Here is a 23,990-nt window from a genome sequence, read left to right as displayed (position 1 = left end):
GGCCAGGAAACTTACGGGTCAGACCACGCCGGCCGATACCGCCACCATCATCACTGGAAACTTCTGACCCCGGACCGTCGCCGCAGGGCCGCTGGGCATCTGCAACAACGGTTCGGGGTCTCCCAACGCCGCGCGTGCCGCGTGGCCGGCACTCATCGCTCGACCTGCCGGCTGCCGGTTCGACGACGGCCTGACGAGGAGGCCCGGCTGTGTGCCGAGCTCCGTGGGATCGCAAGGAAGCATCCGCCGTGGGGCTGGCGGATGGCCTACCGGCTGCTGCGCCGCGACGCCACCAACCCCTGGACAAGGGTGAACCACAAGCGGGTCCAACGGCTCTGGCGCGAGGAAGGGCTACGCCGCCCGGTCCGCACCCGCAAGCGTCGCCGGACTCGCACCGAGGACTCCCAACGGCTGCGCGCGGTCCACCCCAACCACGTGTGGGCCATCGACTTTCAGTTCGACTCCACTCACGACGGCCGCCAGCTCAAGTCGCTCCACGTCGTCGACGAACACACCCGCGAAGCCCTCGCGATGCGCGTGGGCCGCTCCTGCACCGCCGATCAGGTCGTCGAGGTCATCAGCGCCCTGGTCGCCATCCGTGGCGCACCGGTGCACCTACGGATGGACAACGGCCCCGAGATGATCGCCTGGGCGCTGCGCGACTACTGCCGACTCGCCGGCACCCGCACCACCTATATCGAGCCCGGCTCACCATGGGAGAACCCCTTCGCCGAGTCCTTCAACAGCCGCGACCGCGACGAGCTCTTCAACGCCGAGGAATTCGCTACCCTGCACGAAGCCCAGGTCATCACCGAGGCCTGGCGCATCGAGTACAACACCTACCGGCCGCACTCCTCGCTGGGAGACCTCACCCCCGCCGAGTACGCAGCCACCTGGACCGGCAACACCCAACCAGCACTCTCATAGCGGGTGGACCAGTTCATGGGGTCCCGCCACGACCGCAAGGCGTACGCGGCCGGACTGCCGACCATCTACACCGCCCCCGACGCCGACGCGGCCGACGCCGCGCTGGAGGCGTTCGCCGGCTCTCCCTTGTAATCATCGTTCCGATGCCGTAGCGCAAACCCAGGACGGGCAACACCGCCCGGCGTTAGCCGGGCTCTTTCGCGATGTCACACGGCCTCATTGGCCCCTCGGCGCACGGGCGCAAGAAACGGCCCTCGACACGCCTGCCGCGTCGTGATGTGCCAGGTACACCCGGTATTGGCCGTCGATGCGAGCAGCGAGCCGACATGTCGGCTCGAACCCAGCGATTGCGCGCACCGGGGTGCCGGCGGCTAGGAAGCCCGCGTCACCGTCGACTGCCGGTCCGGGCGTCTGCTGGAACTTCAGCAGGCTCAGCTGACACTGGACGTGCCCGACGACTGGCCCGAGCGTAGCCGCCGAGACCGGCGGCACCTGGCCGTCCATGCCAGCGATGTACTGCACGCCGTGCAGCTGCACGAAGTCGACCCAGTCGACCATCACCAGTGAGTTCCCCGACTGAGGCTCGCTCGCGCACGCGGACGCGGACGCGGGCACTGGCGCAGTCGGTGTCTGCGCCGCGGCCGGGTCACCGCCCGTGCCGCACGCGGCGGTGAACATGACCGCCGCGCCGACAAGGACGATGTGGACCACGCGCATCACAAGCACCTCGGCCGACAACGGCGGCTCAGCCTCGCGCCGCCCTCACCCAGTGAGACGTGCGCCAACCGGCAACCGTTCCCCGAAGGCTACGTCGCGCGAAACGAACCGCTCGTACTCCGATCGCGTGCCGGCCGCGCGGGCACGGTCGGACTTCTGCCGCGAGGTCTACCGCGGGCGCGATGCACATCGCCTGCGCAGACGGAACGGTCGGCGTACCAGACTGGCTCCGACCTTCGACAGCACCAGGTCGGGCGCGCGCGCTCAGCCAGCCTCGGCTACGAGCTGGTTGCGGAGTATCGCTGAGTCCGACTCGACCCACCCCTCAACGGCCTTGCCTTGCTCCATCCGAAAAATCTCGATCCAAGTGGTCGTGACCTCGCGACCCGAGGCGGGGAAACCCATGAAGTCGCCACGATGGGTCCCACGGTCCGTGCCGCGGACCACGACTCGGTCACCGTCGACCAGGACCTCCTCAAGCGTGGTGTGGAAATCCGGGAAGGCCGCCCGGTAGTCGGTGACCGCCGCGCCGTACTCGCGGGGGCCGACGATCCGCACGTCGACGGTGTTGTGGCTGACGAACTCCGGGCCCAGGAACGCCTCCGTCTCCCCGACGTTGCCGTTGTTCCACACCTCTTCGAAGAAGCGTCGTACAGCCGCCCTCAACTCGTCATCCGACATCTTGCATCCTCTGGCCCTCGAGGCCCCGCACCACGGGCGCTCGTTCCTGCCAGTAGACGCCCAGGGCCAACGGTTGGCAAGGGCCTTCGGTGACCGGATCACGAATCGTGTCCCTACTGTCCTCCATCGCCAGCTCACCCGAGGCCCGCCGCCCCACGGTGCGCTCCATGGCGTCCCCCACGTCACTCGCTCGCCGGGGCGGTCGATGCAGGTGCCGGCAACTACCTCGATCGCAGCGCCTGCCATCTCGAGCTCGTCCAGCGTGCTACCCGACCCATGCAGGGCGGCGGCGTTAGAGAGGGACGCCCATGGTCAGTGGCGGTCATCAGGTCCGGGATCGCCTGGTGTTGATCTCCGGACCGTTCCAACGGTGGCAGGACGCTGCGCTCGGTGCGGCGATCTGTCGAGCGCCGGAATCGTTCAGTTCTGCAGCGCCGTCGAAACTGCGAAGCAGACTCAGCCGATCGACGGCTCTCGCAGCGGGTGAGCATGTCATTCACGATTCGTCGCTGTCGGGCTTCCCTGTAGCAACAGCCGGCCGTCACATGCCGTTCAAGGAGGAGCCATGGACATCTCGAAGCTTGCCGCCGTCGAACTGACCTACTCCGCCCTGGAGTCTCTTGAGTATTCGAGCGGTGGGCAGCTGTACGGCACGATGGAAGGCTCGTTGGTCGGCGAGCGCCTGACCGGGACGTTGCGGCTGACCAATCTGGCGCCCCGTCGACCGGACAACGTCAACCTGCCCACGCTCCGTGGAGTACTGACGACTCAGGACGGTGCGCGAGCTTGGGTCGAGCTGGACGGGCTTGCCACTCTTCGACCCGTGGACGGCGCGCGAGTATTCATCACCACATGCCGGTTCCGCACGGGAGACGAGCGGTACGCACGGTTGAACACGTTGTTCGCCGTGCTTGAAGGAGTCCTCGATTCTGTTGGTGTCGGCGGCGTTGCCCGAGGGCAACTCTTCGAGTGCCACGCCACCCTGTCCTGATCCTCGCCTGCCCGCGGGTCGATCTCCTCTTCTGCCGGAAGCGACTTGCGAGCCGCCTGCTCCGACCTAGACGAGCAGGTCGCCACCCGTGGGGACTTTCATGGCCACGGACAAGGGCGCGGGTCACCAGTTCCACTCCCTGGCCCTGACCGGAGTGGCTGCTGCAGGGCACGCTCATCCGAGGTCCTTTGACCACGACCGCGCTTCGTGTGGTCGGCAAATGCTGGTGCGTCAGCGCTCAGTAGCAGACCTGCGGCCGGTCCGGCTCCCCGGCCTCACTCCTGGCCATGACCGAAGGGGTGGGCAGCGACGAAGTTCTTGGTCTGGTGGTACATCCGCTGGATGTAGCCCTCGAGCTCGGCCGCCTCGACGCGCCACTGCCCGCGGCCCCCGACCTTGATCGCTGGCAGCTCGCCCGACCGCAGTAGGGCATAAGCCTGGGCCGGCTGCCACGGCCGCGGCGACGGCGTCCGTGCCATTGTGGTCACGGGGCGATCCTGCGGACTGCCGCCAAAGTCGACGGTCGCGTTAGGCGTCACTGTGGGAGGGCCTCCGGCCAGGCAGGGCGACTCGGGTCAGGGCCTCAGCACTTGGCCGTCGTGGTGCGGAGTCCGTAGAGGTAGGTGATGCTGCCGCTGAGGAACCGGTTCCGTCTGCCACCGGTGATGCTGTACTCGTCGGTGGTGGGAAAGCCCAGGCATGAGGTCTGGTAGCCCAGTGACGCGTATTTGCGGAGGATGGCTCCATAGACTAGATGCGTGCCCGTGGTTGAGGACCAGTAGATGCTGCGGCCTCCGCTGAAGCTGGCCTTCCAGCCTCCGGTGATCTTGGTGTCATCAGTCGTGGGCAGGCCGTAACCACTCGGCCCACCGGCGGCAAGGTACTTGGTCAACAGGACGCCGTGACTGAAGTGGGTCCCGGTGGTGGAGGACCAGTAGATGCGTGCCTGGGTGAAGTAGGACGCCCGTCCTCCGGTGACGGCGATCTCATCGGTTGTGGGGAACCCGAAGAAGGCTGCGGGCCCACCTCCCCTGAGGTACAGGGTGCGGATGGAGCCGTACACGAGATGCGTGCCAGTGGTTGCGGAGGAGTAGATGCTGCGGTTACCGGTGAAGTCCGCCTTCCAGCCCCCGCTAATTCTGGTGTCATCAGTCGTTGGCAGGCCGTAACCACTCGGCCCGCCGGAGGCAAGATACTTGCTCAACAGGACGCCGTGACTGAAGTGGGTCCCGGTGGTGGACGACCAGTAGATGCGTGCCTGGGTGAAGTAGGACGCCCGTCCGCCGGTGACCGCGATCTCATCGGTTGTGGGGAACCCGAAGAGGGCCGCTGGCCCACCTCCGCTGAGGTACTTGGTCAGGATTGGCCCGTGCACCTCGTGCGCTCCGGTGCTGAACGACCAGTAGAGCCGGCCACCCACGTAGTTGCGCGCGCGCCCCCCAGTGGTGTCGTATTCCGCGGTGGTGGGCCGACCGAGCAACGACGAGACGCCGCCGAGCTGGGCATACTTGGCGTCGATGGCCGTGAGGTAGCGGGCGTCGAGCGTCAGGTCGCGGTCGGGCATGGTGAAGGCATGGGAGGCGGCGCCACCATCGCTCCACCCGATGAAGCGCCAGTATGAAGTCGTCAGCGGCGTGTTCAGCTCTACGGCCGATCCGGCGACGACCTTCGCCGAGGTTACGGTCGCCCCATTGATGCTGACCGCCACCGGGCTGTTGACCGCAACCGTCCGCAGTGTGGGCTTGGCTTGGTAGGTGACGCTGGTCGTCGCACCCTTGGAGTCCTCGGCATGAGCGGTGATCAGCATGGTGGTGTCGGAACCGTGGTCAGTGAAGGGTTGGCTGTAGGTGGCACCGGTGACGACGGTATCCGGGTGTAAGTGGCAACTGTCGGCGAGCGGACAGTGGCGAATGGCGGTGTCCCAGCTCACCGTGAGGTTTCCGTCCTCGGTGTCGTTAGCGGTCGCCGACAGCGACACCGTGTCGCCGACGGCGTAGGTCCGAGCTGATGGCGTTTCCAGGATGAGGTTCGGGGTGTGGTTCGACGGATAGACGGTGGTCGTGGCGGTGTCGCTAGCGCCCAACTGGTCCCGCACCGTCAGGGTCACCGCTACGGGGCTTGGGGTGTCGTAGGTGTGACTGACTGTCACGCCCGATCCACTACTGCCGTCGCCCAGGTCCCAGGAGTAGGTGACTTGGTCCCCGTCTAGGTCGTAGGAGTCGGCGGCGGAGAAGGTGACGGTCCGGCTCTCAGCGTCCGTGGTCGAAAGGAACCTCGCAACGGGGGCCCGGTTGCCCGGGCTGTACACCAGTCGCCGGATCTTGCCAGTGACCAGGTCGGCGTAGGTCACGTCGCCGTTCGGGCCCGCATGAAACGCGACAGGGGCGCCGACATCGGTCGCGAAGCCACCCGCTTCCGGCTCGCGCGTCAAGTGGCCCTGCAGATCGGTCGCCAAGGTCCAGATCTTCAGGCGGGTGTAGTCGCCGAAGAAATAGGCGTTGCGGTACTGCGCCGGGTAGGAGGTGCCGGTGTAGTGGACGCCGCCGATAACAGCCGTGCCTACCGTGTGCGGATAGGCCCAGATCGGCATCTGAGCCGATCCCGCGGCGTAGAGCGCCTGGCACACGCTGTAGGAAGAAAAGGTGGTGCGATCCTTGCCCTCGTAGCACGGCCACCCGGCGTTGGCCCCTGGCCGGACCGCGTCGACCTCCTCCATCGTGCTCCACCCCACGTCGCCCAGGTGCGGGATGCCGGAACGAGGATCGAGACTGAAGCGGAACGGGTTACGGAAACCGTAGGCGTACACCATGCTGCGCCATGACCTAGGCGTCGTGGCGGAGTAGTAGGGGTTCCCGGACACGCCGCGGCCGTCAGCGGTCAGGTGGAGCAGTTTGCCGTAGGGCTGGTTCAGGTCCTGGGCCCGCAGCGTCTTCGGATCGCCGTTGTTGCCCGCGTCGTCTCCGATGCTGACGAACAAGGTGTCGTCGGGAGCAACCTCAACAGTGTCGATGCCGTGATATCTGCCCAGCTGCGCCAGCTGCGGCGACATGGCGCTTCCGTCAATGACGCTCAAGCTCCGAGTGAAGCTGGTAGGGCTGGCGGCCGGGGCAGCTTTCCACTCCTCCACCATCCCGAAGCCGCCAGCGGCTAGGTCACCCTTGTCATACGTCACGTACACGCGACCCGTCGTGGGATAGTCATTCGCCAGAGCAAGACCGAGCAGGCCGTGGTCATCTACTGCCCGCACCGACGGCACAGTAGTCAGCACCCGCGGAGCGCCGGAGGCTGGGACGAACGTGATGGTCCCGTCCCTGCCGGAAGTAAGCAACCCCCCATCCTCGAGCCAAGCGAAGTTGGTCAGCTTGTACGCCGCCTGCCCCGTCGCATAGTCCACCAGCTTGAAGCCCGCAGGAAGCGTCAGCGCAGCGGCTGGCGCCGCCCCGGCAAGCTGGACCAAGCCGAACAGCACGACGAAAATCACTGCCATCGCGCCCCTGCGTCGCATGGTGTCCTCACTCGCTCATCGCGCCGCCCCTACGCGAGGCAATGCACCCCGCCCCGCCCGCGAGCCGTGCAGAAGTAAGCGTCCCCCGCCAAGCCCTTGCAGTCATCGTCCCGATGCCGTAGCGGAACCCAGGACACGCAACACAGCCCGGCGCTAGCCGGGCTCTTCCGCGATGTCACACCGACCATCGGCCCCTCGGCGCCCTAGCGCAAGGAACGGCCCTCGACACCCCTGCCGCGTCGTGATGTGCCAGGTACACCCGCATTGGCCGTCAATGCGAGCAGCAAGCCGACATGTCGGCTCGAACCCAGCGATTGCGCGCACCGACGTGCCGACGGCGCGAGGTCAGCAGCGCATGGTCGAAGACCTTGTACTGCCACATGGGATTCGCGGTAGGTACTTGGTCTGACGATGCTGACCACTTCGTCCGATGGCCGAGTCCAAGGTTGACCCGCCACCTTAGCCATCCCCCGGGGGGTCACGTTGAGCCATCGACGCGTCTAGGCCATCGGGGAGACCATGGGCATGAGGTCAAGCAGACGGACTCGCAGGCCACTCCCGGGGGCCGTCCCTCGCACCGACGTGCTGGGTGACCACTACTCCTGTCGCATCCCCGAGAGGGCCTGCCCCATGGCTGAGATCGACCCGTACCCGGAACTGCACGACCCGGCAATGGAAGAAGAGATTGAACTACTGGCCGACCTCATGGAGGCCGTGACCGAGGCTGGCTGTCCGTTGCGCCAGCACGAGGTCGACCACGCCCTAGGTGTGGAAGTGGGCTGCCCGCAGGCACGCGAGGCCGAAAGCGCGCGTTCTAGACGTCGTGACCGTCAGCTCCCAGTCGAGATCCTGGACTGGGGATGTCGTACTCCTGAACCTCCATGATGCGCCGCTTGGCCTGGCACTCGGCCAGCACACGGTCACTTGCCCACAGGCCACAGCCGTCGGGCGACAGGATCGCGGCATCCTCGTCCGCCGCGATGCGGGGCCCGTAGCAAGGCCCTTAGCCAGCCAGGGTCTCCCCTGCTGACGGTGGTCCGGCGCCACGGCTCAAGGCTTGGGCCGCATACTCCGCGGCGACGCGTCACGCCACGCCCCGGTTGCCGAGGCATCTGCCGTGGCTGTGTCGTCGACGAAGGCGACCTCGAAGCCGAGCTCGCGAAGGACCCTGGCAGCGCCGTCCTTGCCGCCGGAGAACTGTTCCCGCGTGGCTGCCGCGCCGGTTGGGTACTTGTGGGCAACCCCACGGCCAGGACCGGGGCGCTGTCCAGCTTGCTAGTCGGCTCGAGGATCCGGGCAAGGACAAGACTGCGCGAACACCTCGTCGCCGCGGGCGGCCTCATCGAGACCGAGGAGCCGGTAGGCAAGCTTCGAGACCGAGGAGCCGGTAGGCAAGCTGCAGCGCGTCGACCAGCCCCAGGTTGACGGCCTAGGCCCCGCCGTCGGAAATGCGGTGGGTGTCGAACCGGGCAGGACGTGCTCGAGCCACATCGTCCAGCGTCCGCCCGAGGCGGGATCTCGCCGGTCGGGCTAGTGATGTCCTGGGCAAGCGTGCGCCGGGAGCGGGACTAGTTCAGATGCGTCTTGACGGTGATGGCGGGCCTGCCGAGAATGCCGTGAGGGGCCATCCGAAGTGGCCCTCATCGCACCTTGTGTGCATGTTGAGGAGATGAGTGGCATATGCGGCGTCGACTCGTAGTGCTAATGGCCATCGTTGCGGCGCTGCTCTGCGCGGCCGGACCGGGGATCGCGGTCGCATCTCCTCCGGACAAGAACGCGGGCGACGAGAGTCAAGAGGTCGCTGACGCCGCCGACTGGTTCATGTCGCAGCGGCTCTCACCCAACGGCGCGGTTGACCCGAACGCCTACGCCGCCGGCGCCGCCCAGGCTGTTGCGGTGTCGGCGGTGGGCGGTGCATGGACCGAGCGGAACGCTCGGGCCGGCACCGATGGAAACGACTTCTCCGATTCGCCGCAGTACATCGACCCCACGAGCGGCTTCAGCAACTCCGGATCCGGCGATCGTTGGGTGGCTGGCCGCATGACCGCTCTGGCCGCGGCTCCCGATGGGTCGGTGTTTGCCGGCGCCGCAGACGGTGGTGTCTGGAAGTCGAGCGACGGCGGTGCACACTGGACCGCGGTGACCGACACGCAAGCCACACTTTCGATCGGGGCGCTGTTGGTAACCGGCTCCGGTAGCCGCTACACGGTCTATGCCGGCACCGGCGAGGCCAACACGAGCCAGGACAGCTACGCCGGTGTAGGCGTGCTCGGGTCAAGCGACGGTGGCGCCAGCTGGCACAGGATCGGCGGACCAGAGCTGAACGGCGCGTTGATCTTCCGCCTCACCGCGGATGGCAACACCCTGTTCGCTGCTACGTCCCATGGGCTCTACCGCTTCAACACCGCCACAGCCGGCCCCTCCTGGACTGCTGTGCTGCAGCCGGCCGGCCCGCCCAGCGATGGCAAGAACTTCAACCTCGTCGTCGGCAACATGATCAGCGATGTCGCAGTTCGACCCGGCACCAACGGCCGGCAAGTGGTTGCCGTCGCCGGCTGGCGCGGTGGCTGGCCCACGAACGGCCTCTACCTGTCGAACGACGCCGGCGCGCACTTCAGCTACGTCGCGAACCCACAGGGCTGGGTTCCGCCCAAGGCTGAAGGTCGAACCACGCTGGCCTACTCGGCGGCTGGCGACCGCGCCTACGCGATCGTCCAAAGCCCTTACCTGCTCAACGTCGGCACCAACGGCAAGACGCTGCTGCAGGGCATCTACGAGTCGAAGAACGGCGACCCGAACGGGCCATGGACGAAGATCGCCGACTCCAGCAAGCTGGCCTCGAGCGAGTCGGCCCAAACCATCTCCCGCATCGGTAAGGGCTACGGACCAGGCGTGCAGGCCTGGTACAACCAGTTCCTGGTCGTCGACCCGGCCAACAAGGACCACGTCTACGCGGGCCTCGAGGAGGTCTACGAGACCCAGAACGCCGGCGCCGGCTGGAACACCGTCGGGCCCTACTGGAACTTCGGATTCAAGTGCTTCTCCTACACGCCGTTCGAAGGAACTTGCAACCACAACCAGGCGCACTCCGACCAGCACGCGGCGATCATCGCCGGCGGCAAGCTCTACGTCGGGAACGACGGTGGCGTGTACGCGCGCGCCCTGACGGACCGCAACGTCGGCAACTGGGTCAACCTCAACGCGCACGTGAACGCCTTGCAGTACTACGCGGCCCAGGGCAGCGGCGATTCCACCATCTACGGCGGCCTGCAGGACAACGGCAGCAACAAGGTCTTCCCGACGACCGGGACGGTGCTCGACGACCTCGGCCACCCGATCAATGTGAGCTCCGTGCAGGTATTCGGCGGCGACGGCGGCTACACCCTCGTCGACCCGGCCAACTCGAAGAACGTGATCACCGAATACACGAGCCTCACCGCGCTCAAGTCGACCGACGGCGGTGTCAACTGGCATTTCATCACCCCATCTGACCCCAATCCCCGCTTCATCGCGCCGATCACCATGGACCGCACCAACTCCAGCCATCTCGTGGCCGGCGGCGCGTTCGTCTGGAACTCAGAAGCGGGGGTGGCCGGCACCACCGCCAACACCGGCGCGGCGACGGACTGGAAGAACATCTTCGACGTGCGGACCGCGCTGGGCGGAAACGGGGCCTCCCAGGTGACTGCACTCGATGCCGTCACCCTCGGCGGCACGCGGTACGTCGCCGCTGCATGGTGTGGCCCGTGCAACCCAAGCTTCCCGAGCGGCACCGGCTTCAGGGCCGGAATCGTAATGCTGAGCAACAGCGGCGGCACCTGGCATGCCACGGCGCAGGAATGCACCGGCAGTGCGGCCTGCGTCAGCGCCGGCCTTCCCAACCGCTACATCACCGGCATCGAGATCGACACGGCCAACCCGAGCCACGCCTACCTGTCGCTGTCCGGCTACTCCAGGCACTGGATCATCGGCCCGGACGACCCCGGCGTCGGCCACGTGTACCAGACGACCACCGGAGGCAGCTCTTGGACCGACATCTCAGGGAACCTGCCGGACCTCCCGGCCAATGACGTCGTCCTGAACGGTCGTACGCTCATCGCCGCATCCGACATCGGCGTGTACAGCTCTGCTGACAACGGGAGCACCTGGAGCAGGCTCGGTACGAATCTTCCCAACGTCGTGGTCAGCCAGATCCTCGTTGACCCGAACGGTACCTTAGTCGCCGCCACCCACGGCCGTGGGATCTGGACAATCTCCGCGCCAACGGGGTAGCGGTGCGGCCGGTATCTGTGCGAACTAGTGACAGTGCCTGGGCCCAGCGCCAGACCACGCACACTGGTCGTGAATGCGGACATCCAAGATGTCCCGCGTCCAGAGGGCTGCATTGCAGCTCGCCTCATGGTCTGACGCGTGGCCAAGCGTCCGGAGGCAACGCTAGACATGCAACGCGCCGAATAAAGTGATTGACCGTTCAACTTTACACAACGCGTCTTATCGGAACGCATAAGTGCCTCCCGCCATTACCCGCGGATCGGGCGCCGGACAGGCAGGACCTTGGTTCGCGCGGCGGCGAGCTCGATGGCCAGCGGCAGGCCGTCCAACGAGCGGCAGAGCGCTTCGATGGTCGCGCGAGAGTCCTGGTCGTCGGGCTGGTCGCGGCGTTGGGCTTCGGCCCGGTCGGTGAACAGGGAGATGGAGTCGGTCAGGGTGAGTGGTTCGAGGTCGATGATGGTCTCCGAGGCGGCGCGTAGAGGCACCTGGCTGGTGGCGAGGACGCGCACATGGGGCGCCGAAGCCAGCAGAGTGTTCACGGTGGCAGACACGGCGACGACGACGTGTTCGCAGTTGTCCAGCACGAGCAGCAGCTTCACGCCTTTGAGCCGTTCGGTCACGGCCGCCTCAGTGGGAGCGTCAACGGCCAGTGCCTCGCCGATGCTGCGCCACACGCTGGCCGGGTCCGTAGCGGTCTCCAAACGTGCCAACCATGCCCCCGCGGGCAGACCGGAGCGGCTGGCAACCTCAACTGCCAGCCGGGTCTTGCCGACGCCAGCGGGGCCGGTCAGCGTGACCACCTGGTGCTCCGCCAGAGCGTGGACCACCTGGGCGAGCTGGGCGTGCCGTCCGACCAGTGACGTGACCGGCGTGCTCAGATTGCCCCGACGTGGACCCGTCGCCACTGGGGAGGGCCTCGGCGCGAGAGAGCGGTCCTGGGCCAGGACCTGCTGTTCCACGCGTTGAAGCTCGGGGCCCGGGTGGATGCCGAGCTCGTCAGCCAGCAGGTGACGGACCCGTCTGCAGGCGGCCAGGGCATCGCCCTGACGCCCTGACCGGTACAGCGCAATCACGAGCAACGCCCACAGTCGTTCCCGCAACGGGTGGGAGAGGGTGAGTTCCTCCAGTGGGGCAATGAGCTCCTCTGCTGCGCCAAGGTCGCCCTTTGCGGCCAGGCGCTCCTCAATGAGCTGAAGACGGGCCGTCTCCACCCGGACCCGGTACGGGTCGGCCCATTGGGCCTCGGCGGCACCGGGCAGAACATCACCGTGGAACAGGCGCAGCCCCTGCTCGCACACTTCGAGGGCAGCTTCGGGGTGTGCTGCCGCGCGTAGGCCGGTGGCGTTTTCGGCCATTTGCAGCACCGCAACGGCGTCTATCTCACTGGGGCCCAGCAGCAGCGTGTACCCGGCATCGTCGCCCCGCAGGACGGCCGGGTCGCCCAACGCGCGACGCAGCCTGGACACCTTGGACTACAGCGTGTTCAGAGCTGGCGCATGGGCGTGGGACGGCCACAGGTCTTCCAGCAGGCGTTCGGCACGCACCGGCGCTCCGCCTCGAGCGCCAACCTGACCAGCAGCTCGGTCGTCTTGCCGCCGGGGACACGCGCGAGGACCCCGTCGCGGCGTACCTCCACCGGACCCAGCACGGCCAGGGTCAACATCTTCGGAGCATACGGCCACCCTGTAGCCGGGACGTGTCAGTGACGTGTCAGCGCCGCGTCAGCGACCGGAGCAACGCTGCTCTCCATGACCCCTGCAGAAGCCGACACCCTGGTCCGACAGCTCATCAGCGGTGACCCCGCGGCAGCTGCGGCCATCCTCACGCAGGCGACCACATCCACCGAACCGCTCGTGCTGACCGCCGCCGCGCTGCTCGACCCTGCCTCTCCGGAGCTGCTCGTGCGAGCAGTAGCTGCCGCCACCGCTCGGCGGGACCGCCAGCTCACCGCATTGGCTGCCGCCCATCTCGCCGGCGACCGAGACCGCGTCAGCGCCCTGGCCCGCGAACACCTGCTCGACCACCCCGACAGCGTCCTGGCCGCCTGGATCGCATCAGGCGCCATCGCACACCAGGACAACCCCACCACCCCGCTCAGCGCCGGAACCGCACCGGCCACCACCCCGAAGGAATCCTGATGAACCGGAAGCTCACCGCCGCACTGCTTATCGAAGCTGCCGTCCTGACCAACGCCGCCTTCACCGTCCTCGGCACCTCGTTCAACTACCCAGACGTCCTGAAGGAACCCGCCACCGACATCCTGGCCAGCTTCCGGGACCACCAAAGTCCAGTGATGTTCTGGTTCGCCGTGATGGCAGTGTCCGCGGCCCTGTTCGCCCCTATCGCGGTCGGCGTCGGTCGCCTGTCCACCCATCGGGCCATGCGTTGGGCCGTCCCGGCCGGCATCGCCGCCGCCGCCGTCCAGGTCATCGGCCTGTCCCGCTGGCCGGTGCTCGTTCCCAGGTTCGCCGCCGACGCAGCCAGCTCGGACCCGACGGTGGCCGCACATGGCCAAGACGCGTTCGAAACCGCGCACTTCATCCTCGGCAACGTCATCGGCGAAACCCTCGGGTACCTGTTCACGGCCGCCTGGACGGTTCTGGTGCTGGTCGCGCTGCACCGCACGTTGGCCGGTCGCTGGTTCACCGCCCTCGGCGCCGTCTCGGCAGTGCTCATCGTCGCCGGTGTCCTTTCCCCCTTGGACCTGCCCATCCTCGACACCGCGAACTTCGCCGGCTACGTCCTGTGGAGCGCCTGGCTCATCGCTTTCGCGGTCCTCTTGCTCATCCGACGCCGCACCGTTGTCGAGCCTGCCGCTGCAGCCTCCTCCCTCATCCAGGCACGGGGCTGAACACCATGACTACCAAGACCACCAAGACCAGCAAGGCCACCAAGACCGAAGCCGGCCTAGCCGCCCCCACCGTCCCGCGTGCCAGGGCGCTGCGCGCCTGGCTTGTGTGGACCGCCGGGTTTCTCGCCTGCCCCATCGCCGGGGTCGTCGGCATCGCCGTCGCCGGCCGCGTCGACGGACCGCTCGCAGCACTGCTCGGTGGCTTGGTCACCGGCGCCGTCCTCGGGCTCGGCCAAGCCCTGGCCAGCTCAGGCCGTCTCCCCAAGGTGCGGTGGGCGGTAGCGACCAGCCTGGGGATGGGTGCCGGGCTCCTGCTGGGAGCGCACACCGTCGGCTACGGCACCACCATGGGCGAGCTCGCCATCATGGCAGCACTGACCGGTGCAGTGCTGGGCAGTGCCCAGGCGTTCGCCCTGCCGAAGCACGCACGCGCGCGGTGGGTCTGGGCCCTCGCCATGCCAGCCCTATGGCCCACGGGCTGGGCGATCAGCACCCTGGTCCTCGGTGACTCCGTCGACAAACAGTTCACCCTGTTCGGCTCCAGCGGCGCCATCACCGTCACCGCCCTGCTCGGCATCCTGCTCCACCTCCTGCTGGCGCAGCCCGACACAACTGCCCGATCCAGCGCCACCACGGCCGCTACCCAAGCCACCCCGAACGGAGACCCGTCATGAACAGCACCAGCCCCCGCCAGGTCATCTTCGGAACCGGAGCCATCGGCCTGGCGACCATGGACGCCCTGCAAGCCTGCGGGGAAACCGTCCGCATGGTCAACCGCAGCGGCCATGCGCCCGTTCCTGAAGGGGTCGAGGTGGTCGGCGGCGACGCCAGCGACCCGGCCTTCACCACCGCAGTCGCTACCGGCTCACAAGTCGTCTACCAGACGCTGAACCCACCGTACGACCAGTGGGAGCACCAGTTCCCCGCCCTGCAGGCCGGCGTCCTCGCAGCAGCACAGGCCCATGGGGCCCGATTGGTCAGCATGGAGAACGTGTACATGTACGGCCGTCCGAACGGCCGCCCCCTGAACGAAGACCGCTCGCACGACGCCCACACCCACAAGGGCCAGCTCCGCTCGCGGATGTCCCGCGAGCTGCTCGCCGCCCACGCTGCGGGCCATGTGGAGGTCGCCATCGGAAGAGCGTCGGACTACTTCGGTCCGCGTGGCGGGGCCCAGTCCAACCTCGGCGACCGGCTCTTCCCCGCCGCCCTCGTCGGGCGCACCGCCACCGTCCTCGGCAACCCGGACCAGCCGCACACGTACACGTTCATCCCCGACATCGGCGAGGGCCTGGCCACGCTCGGCGAACACCCCGACGCACCGGGCCACGTGTGGCACCTGCCCAACGACCCGAACACCCGCACCACCCGCCAGCTCGTCGACGTCGTGTACGGACTGGCTGGACAGTCCCGGACCCGGCTACGGCGAGTGCACCCCCTGTTGCTGCGCGCCGTCGCCATCACGAACCCGACCGCGCGTTCCCTGCTGGAGATGCAGTACCAGTTCGACGAGCCCTTCATCGTCGAGAGCACCCGCATCACCACTGCGCTCGGCGTCAGCGCCACTCCGCTCGCGCAAGCTCTCGATAGAACCCTCACCACCTACCCGCACGCCACAGCCGCCTGAACCGCCACTCGACCGCCAACCTGCGCAACTCATCAACCAAGGGATTCACCATGCGGAACACCACCGCCGGCATCATGGCCGGCCGAACCGTCGTCGTCACCGGCAGCAGCGGCGGGATCGGCAAAGCCACCGCGCTGCGCCTGGCCCAGATGGGCGCCATCATGGCCGTGACCGGCCGGAACGAAACCCGCACGAGGCAGGCCGCGAACGAGGTACGCAGTGCGACGGGAGCTGTCGTGCGCGCGTTCACCGCCGACCTGTCCTCTCAGGCCGAGGTTCGGAAGCTGGCCGCCGCGCTCCTTGACACCTTTCCCCGAATAGACGTGCTCGTGAACAACGCAGGCGGCTACTGGAACACGCGCCACATCACCAGCGACGGCCTCGAACGCACCTTCGCCATCAACCACCTCGCACCGTTCCTGCTGACCAAACTGCTGCTTGACCGGCTCAAGGCCAGCCCGGAGGGCCGGGTCGTCACCGTCTCGTCCAACGCCCAACGCATGGGACGCATCGACTTCGAAGACCTCCAAGGCGAAGAGGACTACTCCGGGGCGCGCGCCTACAACCAGTCCAAGCTCGCCAACGTCCTGTTCACCCACGAGCTCGCCCGCAAACTCGCGCACAGCAGCGTTACCGCAAACGCGCTGCACCCGGGGGTGGTCCGCACCTCGTTCGGTGCCGGTGACCCCGGCCGCGCCCAGCGTCTGTTCGTCCCTCTGGCTCGCCCGTTCATGCGGACCCCGGACCAGGGAGCGGCTACGTCCGTGTTGCTTGCCTCCAGCCCGGACCTGAAGGGGGTTCAGGGGACGTTCTTCAGCAATGGCAAACCGAGGCGGTCGTCGAAGCTCAGCTATGACGCAGCCATCGCTGCCCAGCTGTGGCAAACCAGCAATGCGCTCGTTCGCCTCCCGGGCCGCTGACGAGCGGGACGTGTTCCGCTACCCAGCGTCGAGGGTTCAGAGGCGAAGGAGGACGAAGAGCACGTCGGCGCCTTCGTCCATGCCGCCAGAAAGGGGTGATTGATGTCTTGCCGGCCGACAGCGACTTCGGGCGCTGCCGCCAAAGGCGTGCTGCACCGGAAGCCCTTCGGTGTCGGCCCCGACTGTTCTACGCTGCACACAGCCAGCCGGTGTCGCGAACGGAGCAGGCATGTCGGGTCCGCTGCTCACCACCAAGCTGTTCATTCCACGGCCCAAGGCGGGCACCCTTGTCCGTGCCCGAGTCAGCGGTCTCCTGGACCATGGGATGTCGATGAAACTGACGCTGGTCTCCGCCCAGGCCGGGTTCGGCAAGACCACCGCCATCGCGAACTGGGTACACCAACGTTCCATCCCGGGACTGGTCTCATGGCTGTCTCTGGACGCTGGCGAATCCGACCCACGCATGTTCTGGGCCTACGTGGTCAGCGCCCTGTCCGCAGCGAATCCCGACATCGGCACTGAGCTGATGCCGCTGCTCCAGGTCGGGGGTGCACCCGCACCCGCGATGCTCACCGAGCTCCTCAACAGACTCGCCGACGTGGAGCGCGACGTCGTCCTGGTGCTCGACGACTACCACCTGGTCGACAGCCCCGACCTCGCGGACGGAGTCGCGTTCTTCCTTGAGCATCTGCCACCGCAGGCGCACGTCGTGCTCAGCACCCGTACCGACCCCAGCCTGCCGCTGAGCCGGCTACGCGCCCGCGCAGAACTGGTCGAGGTGCGTTCCGCCGACCTGCGGTTCACCCCGGCCGAGGCAGCCAGCTACCTGCAGGACGCCGGCGTCGATCTCAATCCGGCCGAGACCGCCATCCTACAAAGCCGCACGGAAGGTTGGGCAGCTGCGCTGCAGCTGGCTGTCCTGTCGTTGCAGGACCGGACCGACATCAGAGACTTCCTCATCGACTTCGCCGGCGACGACCGGTTCATCGTGGACTACCTCGTCGACGAAGTCCTCAGCCGCCAACCGCAGCATGTTCGCGAGTTCCTGCTTCGCACGTGCATCCTTGAGCGCCTCACCGGTCCGCTGTGTGACGCGGTGACCGGTCACGCTGACAGCCGCGAAACGCTGCAGCTGCTCGAACGGCAGAACTTGTTCGTCGTGCCGCTCGACGCACGACGACAGTGGTACCGCTACCACCACCTGTTCGCGGACGTGCTGCGCACGCATGCGGCAGCCGACGCGGCTGGCCTCAGGCTTTCGACGCTGCACCAGCGGGCCAGCGCCTGGTACGACGCAGACGGGCAGGCGGTCCCCGCCGTGCGGCACGCCTTAGCAGCCGGCGACCACCCGCGCGCGGCAGCGCTCATGGAGGCAGCCATTCCGGCCCTGCTGCGTGACCGGAATGAGTCGACCATCGTCGGCTGGGTCGACGCCGTCCCGGCGCAGGTCGTCAAGTCGCGACCTGCTCTCGCCATGGGCTTCGTCGCCGGACTGATGGCCCACACCGACGTGAGCTCCGTCCCGCGCCGCTTGGACGAGGTCGAGAGTGCCCTCGCACGCTTGGCGGCCGCGCCGCCGACGGACCCCGAGGTGGAGGTCGAAGACCCGACCGAGCTCGAACGACTGCCCGGCAAGGTCCAGCTGTACCGGGCCGCGTACGCCCTGCTGGCGGAAGACCTCGCCGGCACGCAGCGCCACGTTGCACTCGCCACGACCGCGGCCGCTGCCGACGACCACCCAACTCGGGCCGGTGCGTGGGGTCTGTCCGGGCTCGCCCACTGGCGCACCGGTGAGATCGAAGCCACCCACGACTGCTACTCAAGATGCGTTGACGAGCTCCTGGAGGCCGGTCACATCTCCGACGTCTTCGGCTGCACCACCACCTTGGCCGACATCCGCATCACCCAAGGGCGGCTCACCGACGCTGAACGAACCCTGCAACGCGCCCTGGCCCTCGCCACAGACAGCCCCGCCGTGCCGCGAGGCACCGCCGACATGTACACCGGGCTGTCGGCTGTCGCCCTCGAGCGCGGTCGACTCGAGGAGGCTGAGAGCCACCTGCGCGTCGCGCAGCAGCTCGGCGAGTCCGCCGGCATGCCGCAGCACGCCTCACAGGTCCGGGTCATCATGGCCCTGCTCCGCGCCGCCCGCGGGGACGTCGACGAGGCACTGTCCTTGCTGGACGAGGCCGAACGGCTGTATGTCGCCGACTTCAAACCGGATGTCCGGCCGGTGCACGCCACCCGAGCCCGGCTGCTCATCGCCCAAGGACGCCTTGACGACGCGCGCGTATGGGCGACCGCCCACCAGCTGCGGCCCGAGGACGAGCTGACCTACGTGCACGAGTACGAGCACATCACCCTGGCCATGCTCCTTCTCGCCGAGAGCAGAGGGACGCACCGCACGAGCCTTGTGCAGGTGCGCTCGCTCCTTACCCGCCTGCACGCCGCAAGCGAAGCCGGCAGCCGCCACGGCACTCTGCTGGAGGTCGCCGTGCTCCAAGCGTGCGCCGCGCTGGCAGTCGGCGACCACGAAGCCGTAGACCACCTGCGGCTCGCGATCCGGCTCAGCAGCTCTGAGCGCTACAGGCGCCCGTTCACCGACCACGCGAGCGACGTGCCCCGGCTGATCCGGCTGCTCCCTCCCACCGAGCGAGCGACCTCTTGGGTCGGTGAGCTGATGGACGCGTGCACGTCCGAGGGCCACTCGACAGCCCCAAGTGGCGTGCAACCGGCACGGCAGGACCTCATCGACCCGCTCAGCGAGCGGGAGCTGGAGGTGCTGCGGCTGCTGGCCACCGACCTCAGCGGGCCCGAAATGGCCCGACACCTCGTCGTGTCCCTCAACACGGTTCGGACCCACACCCGAAAGGTGTACAGCAAGCTCGGTGTGCGCGGCCGACGCGCGGCGGTCAGCCGCGCTCAAGAGCTCAACCTCCTCGTCCGCCCCGAGCGCTGACCCGCCCACAGAACCCGTAGGCGCCGGGCGGGGCATCCGAGTCCGTTATTGCAGCGCCTTCACGGGCAGGATGGCAAAGGCTCCGGCAGCAGCGCACGCCGCCGCAACGGCGAACAAGACGCTGTAGCTACCGGCCCCCAGCGAAAGGATGGCCGGCGCCAACGCCGGGGCCAGTGTGAATGGCACTGCGCCGGCGTAGTTGAACACGCCCAGGTCCTTGGCGGCGTTGTCCGGGTCGGGCAGAACCTCGGTGAGCAGGGCGAGGTCGACGGCGAAGTACAGCCCGAACCCGAGCCCGCTGACGGCAAGTGCCACCAGGTACATCGGAAACGTCGTGGCGAGGCTGAGCAGCACCATGGCGACGGCGTACACGAGCGCGGCAGTGCATACGAATACCTTCCGGCGTCCCACCCAGTCGGAGACGCGACCACCCACCAGCGACGCAACAACGACGGCGGACGACTGCGCCAGAGTCCCGAGAAACACCAGGTCCGGAATGTCGGCCTCGGCACGGTGCAGACGGTTCAGCAGGAAGTACACCTGGTACGTCGTCAGGAACGCGTACGCCATCACCAGCAGGAACCTGCTGAGGAACGCCCAGGCGAAGTCAGGGTGGCGGCGTGGGTTGACGATGAACGTGTCGAGCACGTCCCGCAGCGTCCACGCCGCCCTGACCTTCGGCGCCAATCGCCGGTCCTTCAGGTTCGCAGCGAAGACCACGATGAACACCCCGCCGACCGCGCACGGCACCAGGAACATCGCCAGTTCGTGACCGGAGAACAGCTTCACGACGAAGGTGGCACCGATGGACGCCAGCGGCAAGCACATGCCGAGGACTCCGGACACCAGGCCCCGTTGCGTCGAAGGGACCTGGTCGGGCAGGACCGCCACGTGCACCGCCAGCACCGCGTTGAAGAACAGCTGGGCGATGCACCACCCGAGCACGACCGTGGCGACGTTGGTTGCGGTGGCCACGACCAGGACGCCCGCCGTGCCGCCCAACAGGCCACCGACCATCCACGGGCGGCGCATCCCCCAGCGCGACGAGGTCCGGTCGCTCAACCGGCCGAACAGCGGGTTGGCCACCAGGGATACCGCTGAACCGACGCCTGCGACCAAGGCGAGGCTTGCGGGTGCAGCGTTCGTGCCGACCAGGTCGTTCACCTTCAACGCCAAGGTGACCGCTAGCGGGGCGATGAACAAGAGACTCGTGCCCAGGTAGGACAGGGTGTACAGGGTCACGAACCCCCACCCGACGCGACCGCGCGGGGTGGGCAATTCCACGGTTGCAATGGGTGGGTCCTGCATGTGCGGCTCCCAGGCGACGACGGACCAGCCAAAGCCGGACCGCACCCCACCGTAGGTAGACGCCGCGGCCGGCACCAGCCCTGTCCGGCCTAGAACCATGACTCACGTACGCGTTGAGGCGCGATTCGTCCGTCTTTGTGACGTCTGCCGCAGCAGCGTCGGCCCGAATCTCATCGTGTGATTCACCAGATGCGGTGATGCCTGCTCATCACATGCGCTCCTACGTTGCGGCGTGTCGAACCAGTCCACCGCCGCACAGACCCAGACGCACCTGAAGGAGGACACCCATGACGCCCCAGCCAGCCTCCACCGGGCGCGACCGGGCCTGGTACGAGATTCGCCTTCAGGGCCACCTGGGTAGCCACTGGGCCGCCCGATTCGACGGCATGACTCTCACGCCGCTCGAGGACGGCACCACCGTTCTTCTCGGTCCCGTCGCCGACCAGGCAGCACTGCATGGGCTGCTGCGTCAGCTCGGCGACATCGGCATCACCCTGCTCTCCCTGCACCAGCACGACCCCACCACCTCAACCGCTGCAACCACCGAACAAGGAGACTGACATGGCCACCACCCAGCAGACCCTCACCGTCGACAGTCAGCCGGCCGCGGACACCACGCGCCGCGCCGCCACCATCGTCGGCTGGATGTTCGTCCTCACCTACGTCACCTCGATCTCCGCCAAGGTCTGGTTCTACCCGCCGCTGTTTGACGGGAACTACATCACCGGGCCCGGAGAGGACTCCCGCGTCCTGTGGGGAGCGTTCGCCGAGGCCATCCTCATCATCGCCAACATCGGCAGCGCCACCGCCCTGTACACGGTCGTCAAGCACCGGTACCCCAACCTCGGCCTCAGCTTCATCGCCGCCCGAATCATGGAGAGCGTCTTCATCGGTGTCGGCATCCTCACCGTCCTCACAGTCGTCACGCTGCGTCAGGACTACGCGGCCGCCAACGAGCAGGCCACCGCCGGCCTAACCGCCGTCGGAGACGCGCTCCTCGCCATCCAGCACTGGACTTTCAACCTCGGCCCGGCGTTCGTCGTTGGTGTCGGCAACGGCTGCGTCCTCGGCTGGATGATGTTCCGAACCGGCCTGGTGCCTCGCCGGCTCGCCGTGCTCGGCCTCATCGGCGGACCTCTCATCGTCGCCTCTGGCTCCGCGGCCGTCCTCGGCCTCATCGAACCCGGTGGCGCCCTCCAGCAGCTCACGGCCACGCCGGAGTTCTTCTGGGAGCTCGGTTTGGGCATCTACCTCATCGTCAAGGGCTTCAAGCCCAATGCCCTGACCGCCACCCCGGCCCAGTCCTAGCACCGCCGACTCAGGCTTCGAGAGGACCCCGCTCATGCTCACCGTGGAACGACTCACCAAACGCTACGGACCCGCTGTCGCCGTCGACGACATCACCTTCATCGCCCACTCGGGACGCGTCACCGGTTTCCTCGGACCCAACGGGGCAGGGAAATCCACGACGATGCGGATGATGGTCGGGCTCACCAAGCCGACCAGCGGCACCGCTACCGTCCTTGGCCGCAGGTTCACCGACCTGCCCAACCCCGGACGAGAGGTCGGCGTGCTCCTCGACGCCTCCGCCCAGCACGCCGGCCGCACCGGACGGGAAATCCTCACCCTCGCCGCCCAGACCATGGGACTCCCGGCGAGCCGGGTCCACGACATGCTCGCCAGGGTCAGCCTGACCGACACCGAAGCCGAGCGGAGGGTGCGGGACTACTCCCTCGGCATGCGTCAACGCCTCGGCATCGCCACAGCCCTCATCGGTGACCCGCAGGTCCTCATCCTCGACGAACCCGCCAACGGGCTCGACCCCGCCGGCATCCGCTGGATGCGCGACCTCCTACGCAGCTACGCCGACCGCGGCGGCACCGTCCTGCTCTCATCCCACCTGCTGCACGAGATCGAGGTCATCGCCGACGACCTTCTCGTCATCGGCCACGGCCGCATCGTCGCCCAAGGCACCAAGGCCGACCTGCTCGCCACCAGCGGCACCCTCGTCCAGACCCGAGACGCCGCCGCCCTCACCGCCGCCCTGGACAGCGCCGGAACCACGTTCACCGAACACGGCCTCCGCAAAGCAACCGGCATCAGAACGCTGCGCGTCGACGCCGACCCCGAACACGTTGGCCAGCACGCCGCCACCGCCGGCGTCGCCCTGCTCGACCTGCGCCCCGCCGAGGGCGCCGGCCTGGAGGAGATGTTCCTCGAGCTCACCGCCGAAACGCAGCGAGAAGGAGCAGTGGCATGACCACCACCGTCCTCACCACCCCCACCACACCAACGGCCCCGGCGAGCCCGGCCGCCGCCCCGACCCGCATCCCGTTGCGGCGCCTCGTCGCAGTGGAGCTGCGCAAGTCCTTCGACACCCGCTCCGGGTTCTGGCTGCTCGTCGGCACCGGCCTGGCCGCCGTCGCCACGACCATCCTCGTCATCGCGTTCGCACCAGCCGACCAGCTCAGCTACAGCACCTTCACCTTGGCCATCGGCAAGCCCATGAGCATCCTGCTACCGCTCATCGCCCTCCTGTCCGTCACCGCCGAGTGGACCCAGCGCAGCGGGCTGACCACGTTCACCCTCGTCCCACACCGCGGCCGCGTCATCCTCGCCAAGAGCCTCGCCATGCTCCTGGTCGGCATCCTCGCCATGGTCCTCGCCTTCCCCCTCGGCGCCCTCGGCAACCTCGCCGGCACCGCCATCCACGGTGTGGAGCCCGTGTGGGACCAGAACGTCACCGACTTCGCCTACTACGCCCTCGCGAACACGCTCCTCATGGCGGCCGGCTTCATGCTCGGCGTCCTCATCCGCGCCTCCGCCGGAGCCATCGTCACCTACTTCATCTACGCCTTCATCACCCCCACCCTCCTGACGTTCCTCGCCATGGGACAGGACTGGTTCCGCAAGGCCCAGCCCTGGGTCGACCCGAACTACAGCCAAAGCGCCCTTTTCAACGGCGGGTTCAGCGCCGAACAGTGGACCCAGCTCGGCATCACCTCCGCCACATGGCTCGTCGCACCGCTGGTCATCGGCCTGGTCACCCTGCTGCGCTCGGAGGTGAAGTGAACATGGCCCTCAGACCCCCTACCGGCCCCTCGGGGGCCGCCGCACGCCCGCGGCGCGCGTTCCACCGCATCGACGGCGCTAGCTGTACTGACCGGTCACGTTGGTTGAGGGAGTGCGACTCGTCGCTTTGATGGGCTGACATGGGAGGGCCTCCCGCGGT

At 67.7% G+C, this 23,990-nt stretch carries 22 protein-coding genes; 14 read left to right on the top strand and 8 right to left on the bottom strand.

The window, feature by feature from the left end; translation table 11 throughout:
• Nucleotides 1–18: 18 nt before the first annotated feature.
• Complete coding sequence (locus tag PHA84_RS20365; protein ID WP_270889974.1) at nt 19–156, bottom strand: hypothetical protein; 138 nt, start codon at nt 154–156, stop codon at nt 19–21.
• Between PHA84_RS20365 and PHA84_RS20360 the strand changes: the two genes are divergently transcribed.
• Nucleotides 142–927 carry an IS3 family transposase gene (locus PHA84_RS20360; RefSeq protein WP_270889973.1) on the top strand — a complete coding sequence of 262 codons (786 nt, stop codon included), beginning with the start codon at nt 142–144 and terminating at the stop codon, nt 925–927. The two genes, PHA84_RS20365 and PHA84_RS20360, sit on opposite strands and share 15 nt — an antisense overlap.
• 216 nt (nt 928–1,143) lie before the next feature.
• On the opposite strand, the gene PHA84_RS20355 is transcribed toward PHA84_RS20360, so the two are convergent.
• On the bottom strand, nt 1,144–1,644 hold the full coding sequence (locus tag PHA84_RS20355) for a hypothetical protein (RefSeq protein ID WP_270889971.1): 501 nt from the start codon (nt 1,642–1,644) through the stop codon (nt 1,144–1,146).
• 264 nt (nt 1,645–1,908) lie between these two features.
• The gene (locus tag PHA84_RS20350) at nt 1,909–2,325 is read right to left on the bottom strand and encodes an ester cyclase (RefSeq protein WP_270889970.1); all 417 of its coding nucleotides are present in this window, start codon (nt 2,323–2,325) and stop codon (nt 1,909–1,911) included.
• 565 nt (nt 2,326–2,890) lie between these two features.
• Between PHA84_RS20350 and PHA84_RS20345 the strand changes: the two genes are divergently transcribed.
• The gene (locus PHA84_RS20345) at nt 2,891–3,316 is read left to right on the top strand and encodes a hypothetical protein (RefSeq protein ID WP_270889969.1); all 426 of its coding nucleotides are present in this window, start codon (nt 2,891–2,893) and stop codon (nt 3,314–3,316) included.
• Nucleotides 3,317–3,591: 275 nt separating this feature from the next.
• On the opposite strand, the gene PHA84_RS20340 is transcribed toward PHA84_RS20345, so the two are convergent.
• On the bottom strand, nt 3,592–3,795 hold the full coding sequence (locus PHA84_RS20340; protein WP_270889972.1) for a helix-turn-helix domain-containing protein: 204 nt from the start codon (nt 3,793–3,795) through the stop codon (nt 3,592–3,594).
• A gap of 104 nt (nt 3,796–3,899) precedes the next feature.
• Complete coding sequence (locus tag PHA84_RS20335) at nt 3,900–6,803, bottom strand: PQQ-dependent sugar dehydrogenase (RefSeq protein WP_270889968.1); 2,904 nt, start codon at nt 6,801–6,803, stop codon at nt 3,900–3,902.
• Nucleotides 6,804–7,451: 648 nt separating this feature from the next.
• Between PHA84_RS20335 and PHA84_RS20330 the strand changes: the two genes are divergently transcribed.
• Both PHA84_RS20330 and PHA84_RS20325 read left to right on the top strand, forming a co-directional pair.
• Nucleotides 7,452–7,706, top strand: a complete 255-nt coding sequence (locus PHA84_RS20330; protein ID WP_270889967.1) for a hypothetical protein — start codon at nt 7,452–7,454, stop codon at nt 7,704–7,706.
• 819 nt (nt 7,707–8,525) lie between these two features.
• Nucleotides 8,526–11,093 carry a WD40/YVTN/BNR-like repeat-containing protein gene (locus PHA84_RS20325; RefSeq protein WP_270889966.1) on the top strand — a complete coding sequence of 856 codons (2,568 nt, stop codon included), beginning with the start codon at nt 8,526–8,528 and terminating at the stop codon, nt 11,091–11,093.
• Nucleotides 11,094–11,341: 248 nt separating this feature from the next.
• On the opposite strand, the gene PHA84_RS20320 is transcribed toward PHA84_RS20325, so the two are convergent.
• Together PHA84_RS20320 and PHA84_RS20315 are read right to left on the bottom strand one after the other, a co-directional pair.
• A complete protein-coding gene (locus tag PHA84_RS20320; protein WP_270889965.1) occupies nt 11,342–12,559 on the bottom strand; it encodes an AfsR/SARP family transcriptional regulator in 1,218 nt (405 codons plus the stop codon).
• Between the two features lie 17 nt (nt 12,560–12,576).
• The gene (locus PHA84_RS20315; protein ID WP_270889964.1) at nt 12,577–12,756 is read right to left on the bottom strand and encodes a hypothetical protein; all 180 of its coding nucleotides are present in this window, start codon (nt 12,754–12,756) and stop codon (nt 12,577–12,579) included.
• Nucleotides 12,757–12,841: 85 nt separating this feature from the next.
• Here PHA84_RS20315 and PHA84_RS20310 point away from each other — a divergent pair, with 85 nt between their 5' ends.
• The 6 genes from PHA84_RS20310 to PHA84_RS20285 all read left to right on the top strand — a co-directional run bounded on the left by PHA84_RS20310 (nt 12,842) and on the right by PHA84_RS20285 (nt 19,450).
• Nucleotides 12,842–13,231: a hypothetical protein gene (locus PHA84_RS20310; protein ID WP_270889963.1), complete on the top strand. Its 390-nt coding sequence runs from the start codon at nt 12,842–12,844 to the stop codon at nt 13,229–13,231.
• Complete coding sequence (locus PHA84_RS20305; protein ID WP_270889962.1) at nt 13,231–13,944, top strand: DUF4386 family protein; 714 nt, start codon at nt 13,231–13,233, stop codon at nt 13,942–13,944. Before PHA84_RS20310 ends, PHA84_RS20305 begins: the two co-directional genes overlap by 1 nt.
• Nucleotides 13,945–13,949: 5 nt before the next feature.
• Nucleotides 13,950–14,618, top strand: coding sequence for a hypothetical protein (locus PHA84_RS20300; RefSeq protein ID WP_270889961.1), 669 nt, complete (start codon nt 13,950–13,952; stop codon nt 14,616–14,618).
• Nucleotides 14,615–15,571 carry an NAD-dependent epimerase/dehydratase family protein gene (locus PHA84_RS20295; protein WP_270889960.1) on the top strand — a complete coding sequence of 319 codons (957 nt, stop codon included), beginning with the start codon at nt 14,615–14,617 and terminating at the stop codon, nt 15,569–15,571. Before PHA84_RS20300 ends, PHA84_RS20295 begins: the two co-directional genes overlap by 4 nt.
• Before the next feature lie 50 nt (nt 15,572–15,621).
• Entirely contained in the window at nt 15,622–16,491 is an 870-nt protein-coding gene (locus PHA84_RS20290) for an SDR family oxidoreductase (protein WP_270889959.1), read from the top strand.
• A gap of 229 nt (nt 16,492–16,720) precedes the next feature.
• Nucleotides 16,721–19,450 (top strand): LuxR C-terminal-related transcriptional regulator, encoded by a 2,730-nt coding sequence (locus PHA84_RS20285; protein ID WP_270889958.1) that lies wholly within the window; start codon nt 16,721–16,723, stop codon nt 19,448–19,450.
• A gap of 45 nt (nt 19,451–19,495) precedes the next feature.
• On the opposite strand, the gene PHA84_RS20280 is transcribed toward PHA84_RS20285, so the two are convergent.
• On the bottom strand, nt 19,496–20,692 hold the full coding sequence (locus PHA84_RS20280; RefSeq protein WP_270889957.1) for an MFS transporter: 1,197 nt from the start codon (nt 20,690–20,692) through the stop codon (nt 19,496–19,498).
• A 353-nt stretch (nt 20,693–21,045) separates the two neighbouring features.
• Between PHA84_RS20280 and PHA84_RS20275 the strand changes: the two genes are divergently transcribed.
• From PHA84_RS20275 to PHA84_RS20260, 4 genes are read left to right on the top strand one after another with little or no spacing between them, the layout of a single operon-like run.
• Complete coding sequence (locus tag PHA84_RS20275) at nt 21,046–21,318, top strand: hypothetical protein (RefSeq protein WP_270889956.1); 273 nt, start codon at nt 21,046–21,048, stop codon at nt 21,316–21,318.
• A 1-nt stretch (nt 21,319) separates the two neighbouring features.
• Nucleotides 21,320–22,066, top strand: a complete 747-nt coding sequence (locus PHA84_RS20270) for a DUF4386 domain-containing protein (RefSeq protein WP_270889955.1) — start codon at nt 21,320–21,322, stop codon at nt 22,064–22,066.
• Nucleotides 22,067–22,100: 34 nt separating this feature from the next.
• The gene (locus PHA84_RS20265; protein WP_270889954.1) at nt 22,101–23,018 is read left to right on the top strand and encodes an ABC transporter ATP-binding protein; all 918 of its coding nucleotides are present in this window, start codon (nt 22,101–22,103) and stop codon (nt 23,016–23,018) included.
• Entirely contained in the window at nt 23,015–23,830 is an 816-nt protein-coding gene (locus PHA84_RS20260; protein WP_270889953.1) for an ABC transporter permease subunit, read from the top strand. The genes PHA84_RS20265 and PHA84_RS20260 overlap by 4 nt, the downstream gene beginning before the upstream one ends.
• The last annotated feature ends 160 nt before the right edge of the window (nt 23,831–23,990 follow it).

It is taken from the genome of Pedococcus sp. 5OH_020, from assembly GCF_027812955.1.
Lineage (GTDB): Bacteria > Actinomycetota > Actinomycetes > Actinomycetales > Dermatophilaceae > Pedococcus.
Note: the sequence above shows the minus strand (reverse complement) of the source record. Positions and strands in the feature narration are given on the sequence as shown.

Excerpts from the sequence above, each read along its gene's own strand:
- PHA84_RS20355 (WP_270889971.1), bottom strand. The coding sequence starts at position 1,644 with ATGCGCGTGGTCCACATCGTCCTTGTCGGCGCGGCGGTCATGTTCACC.
- PHA84_RS20310 (WP_270889963.1), top strand. The coding sequence starts at position 12,842 with ATGACCCCTGCAGAAGCCGACACCCTGGTCCGACAGCTCATCAGCGGT.
- PHA84_RS20275 (WP_270889956.1), top strand. The coding sequence starts at position 21,046 with ATGACGCCCCAGCCAGCCTCCACCGGGCGCGACCGGGCCTGGTACGAG.
- PHA84_RS20295 (WP_270889960.1), top strand. The coding sequence starts at position 14,615 with ATGAACAGCACCAGCCCCCGCCAGGTCATCTTCGGAACCGGAGCCATC.
- PHA84_RS20285 (WP_270889958.1), top strand. The coding sequence starts at position 16,721 with ATGTCGGGTCCGCTGCTCACCACCAAGCTGTTCATTCCACGGCCCAAG.
- PHA84_RS20300 (WP_270889961.1), top strand. The coding sequence starts at position 13,950 with ATGACTACCAAGACCACCAAGACCAGCAAGGCCACCAAGACCGAAGCC.
- PHA84_RS20365 (WP_270889974.1), bottom strand. The coding sequence starts at position 156 with ATGAGTGCCGGCCACGCGGCACGCGCGGCGTTGGGAGACCCCGAACCG.
- PHA84_RS20345 (WP_270889969.1), top strand. The coding sequence starts at position 2,891 with ATGGACATCTCGAAGCTTGCCGCCGTCGAACTGACCTACTCCGCCCTG.
- PHA84_RS20290 (WP_270889959.1), top strand. The coding sequence starts at position 15,622 with ATGCGGAACACCACCGCCGGCATCATGGCCGGCCGAACCGTCGTCGTC.
- PHA84_RS20260 (WP_270889953.1), top strand. The coding sequence starts at position 23,015 with ATGACCACCACCGTCCTCACCACCCCCACCACACCAACGGCCCCGGCG.
- PHA84_RS20330 (WP_270889967.1), top strand. The coding sequence starts at position 7,452 with ATGGCTGAGATCGACCCGTACCCGGAACTGCACGACCCGGCAATGGAA.
- PHA84_RS20325 (WP_270889966.1), top strand. The coding sequence starts at position 8,526 with ATGGCCATCGTTGCGGCGCTGCTCTGCGCGGCCGGACCGGGGATCGCG.
- PHA84_RS20270 (WP_270889955.1), top strand. The coding sequence starts at position 21,320 with ATGGCCACCACCCAGCAGACCCTCACCGTCGACAGTCAGCCGGCCGCG.
- PHA84_RS20350 (WP_270889970.1), bottom strand. The coding sequence starts at position 2,325 with ATGTCGGATGACGAGTTGAGGGCGGCTGTACGACGCTTCTTCGAAGAG.
- PHA84_RS20265 (WP_270889954.1), top strand. The coding sequence starts at position 22,101 with ATGCTCACCGTGGAACGACTCACCAAACGCTACGGACCCGCTGTCGCC.
- PHA84_RS20340 (WP_270889972.1), bottom strand. The coding sequence starts at position 3,795 with ATGGCACGGACGCCGTCGCCGCGGCCGTGGCAGCCGGCCCAGGCTTAT.
- PHA84_RS20335 (WP_270889968.1), bottom strand. The coding sequence starts at position 6,803 with ATGGCAGTGATTTTCGTCGTGCTGTTCGGCTTGGTCCAGCTTGCCGGG.
- PHA84_RS20305 (WP_270889962.1), top strand. The coding sequence starts at position 13,231 with ATGAACCGGAAGCTCACCGCCGCACTGCTTATCGAAGCTGCCGTCCTG.
- PHA84_RS20315 (WP_270889964.1), bottom strand. The coding sequence starts at position 12,756 with ATGTTGACCCTGGCCGTGCTGGGTCCGGTGGAGGTACGCCGCGACGGG.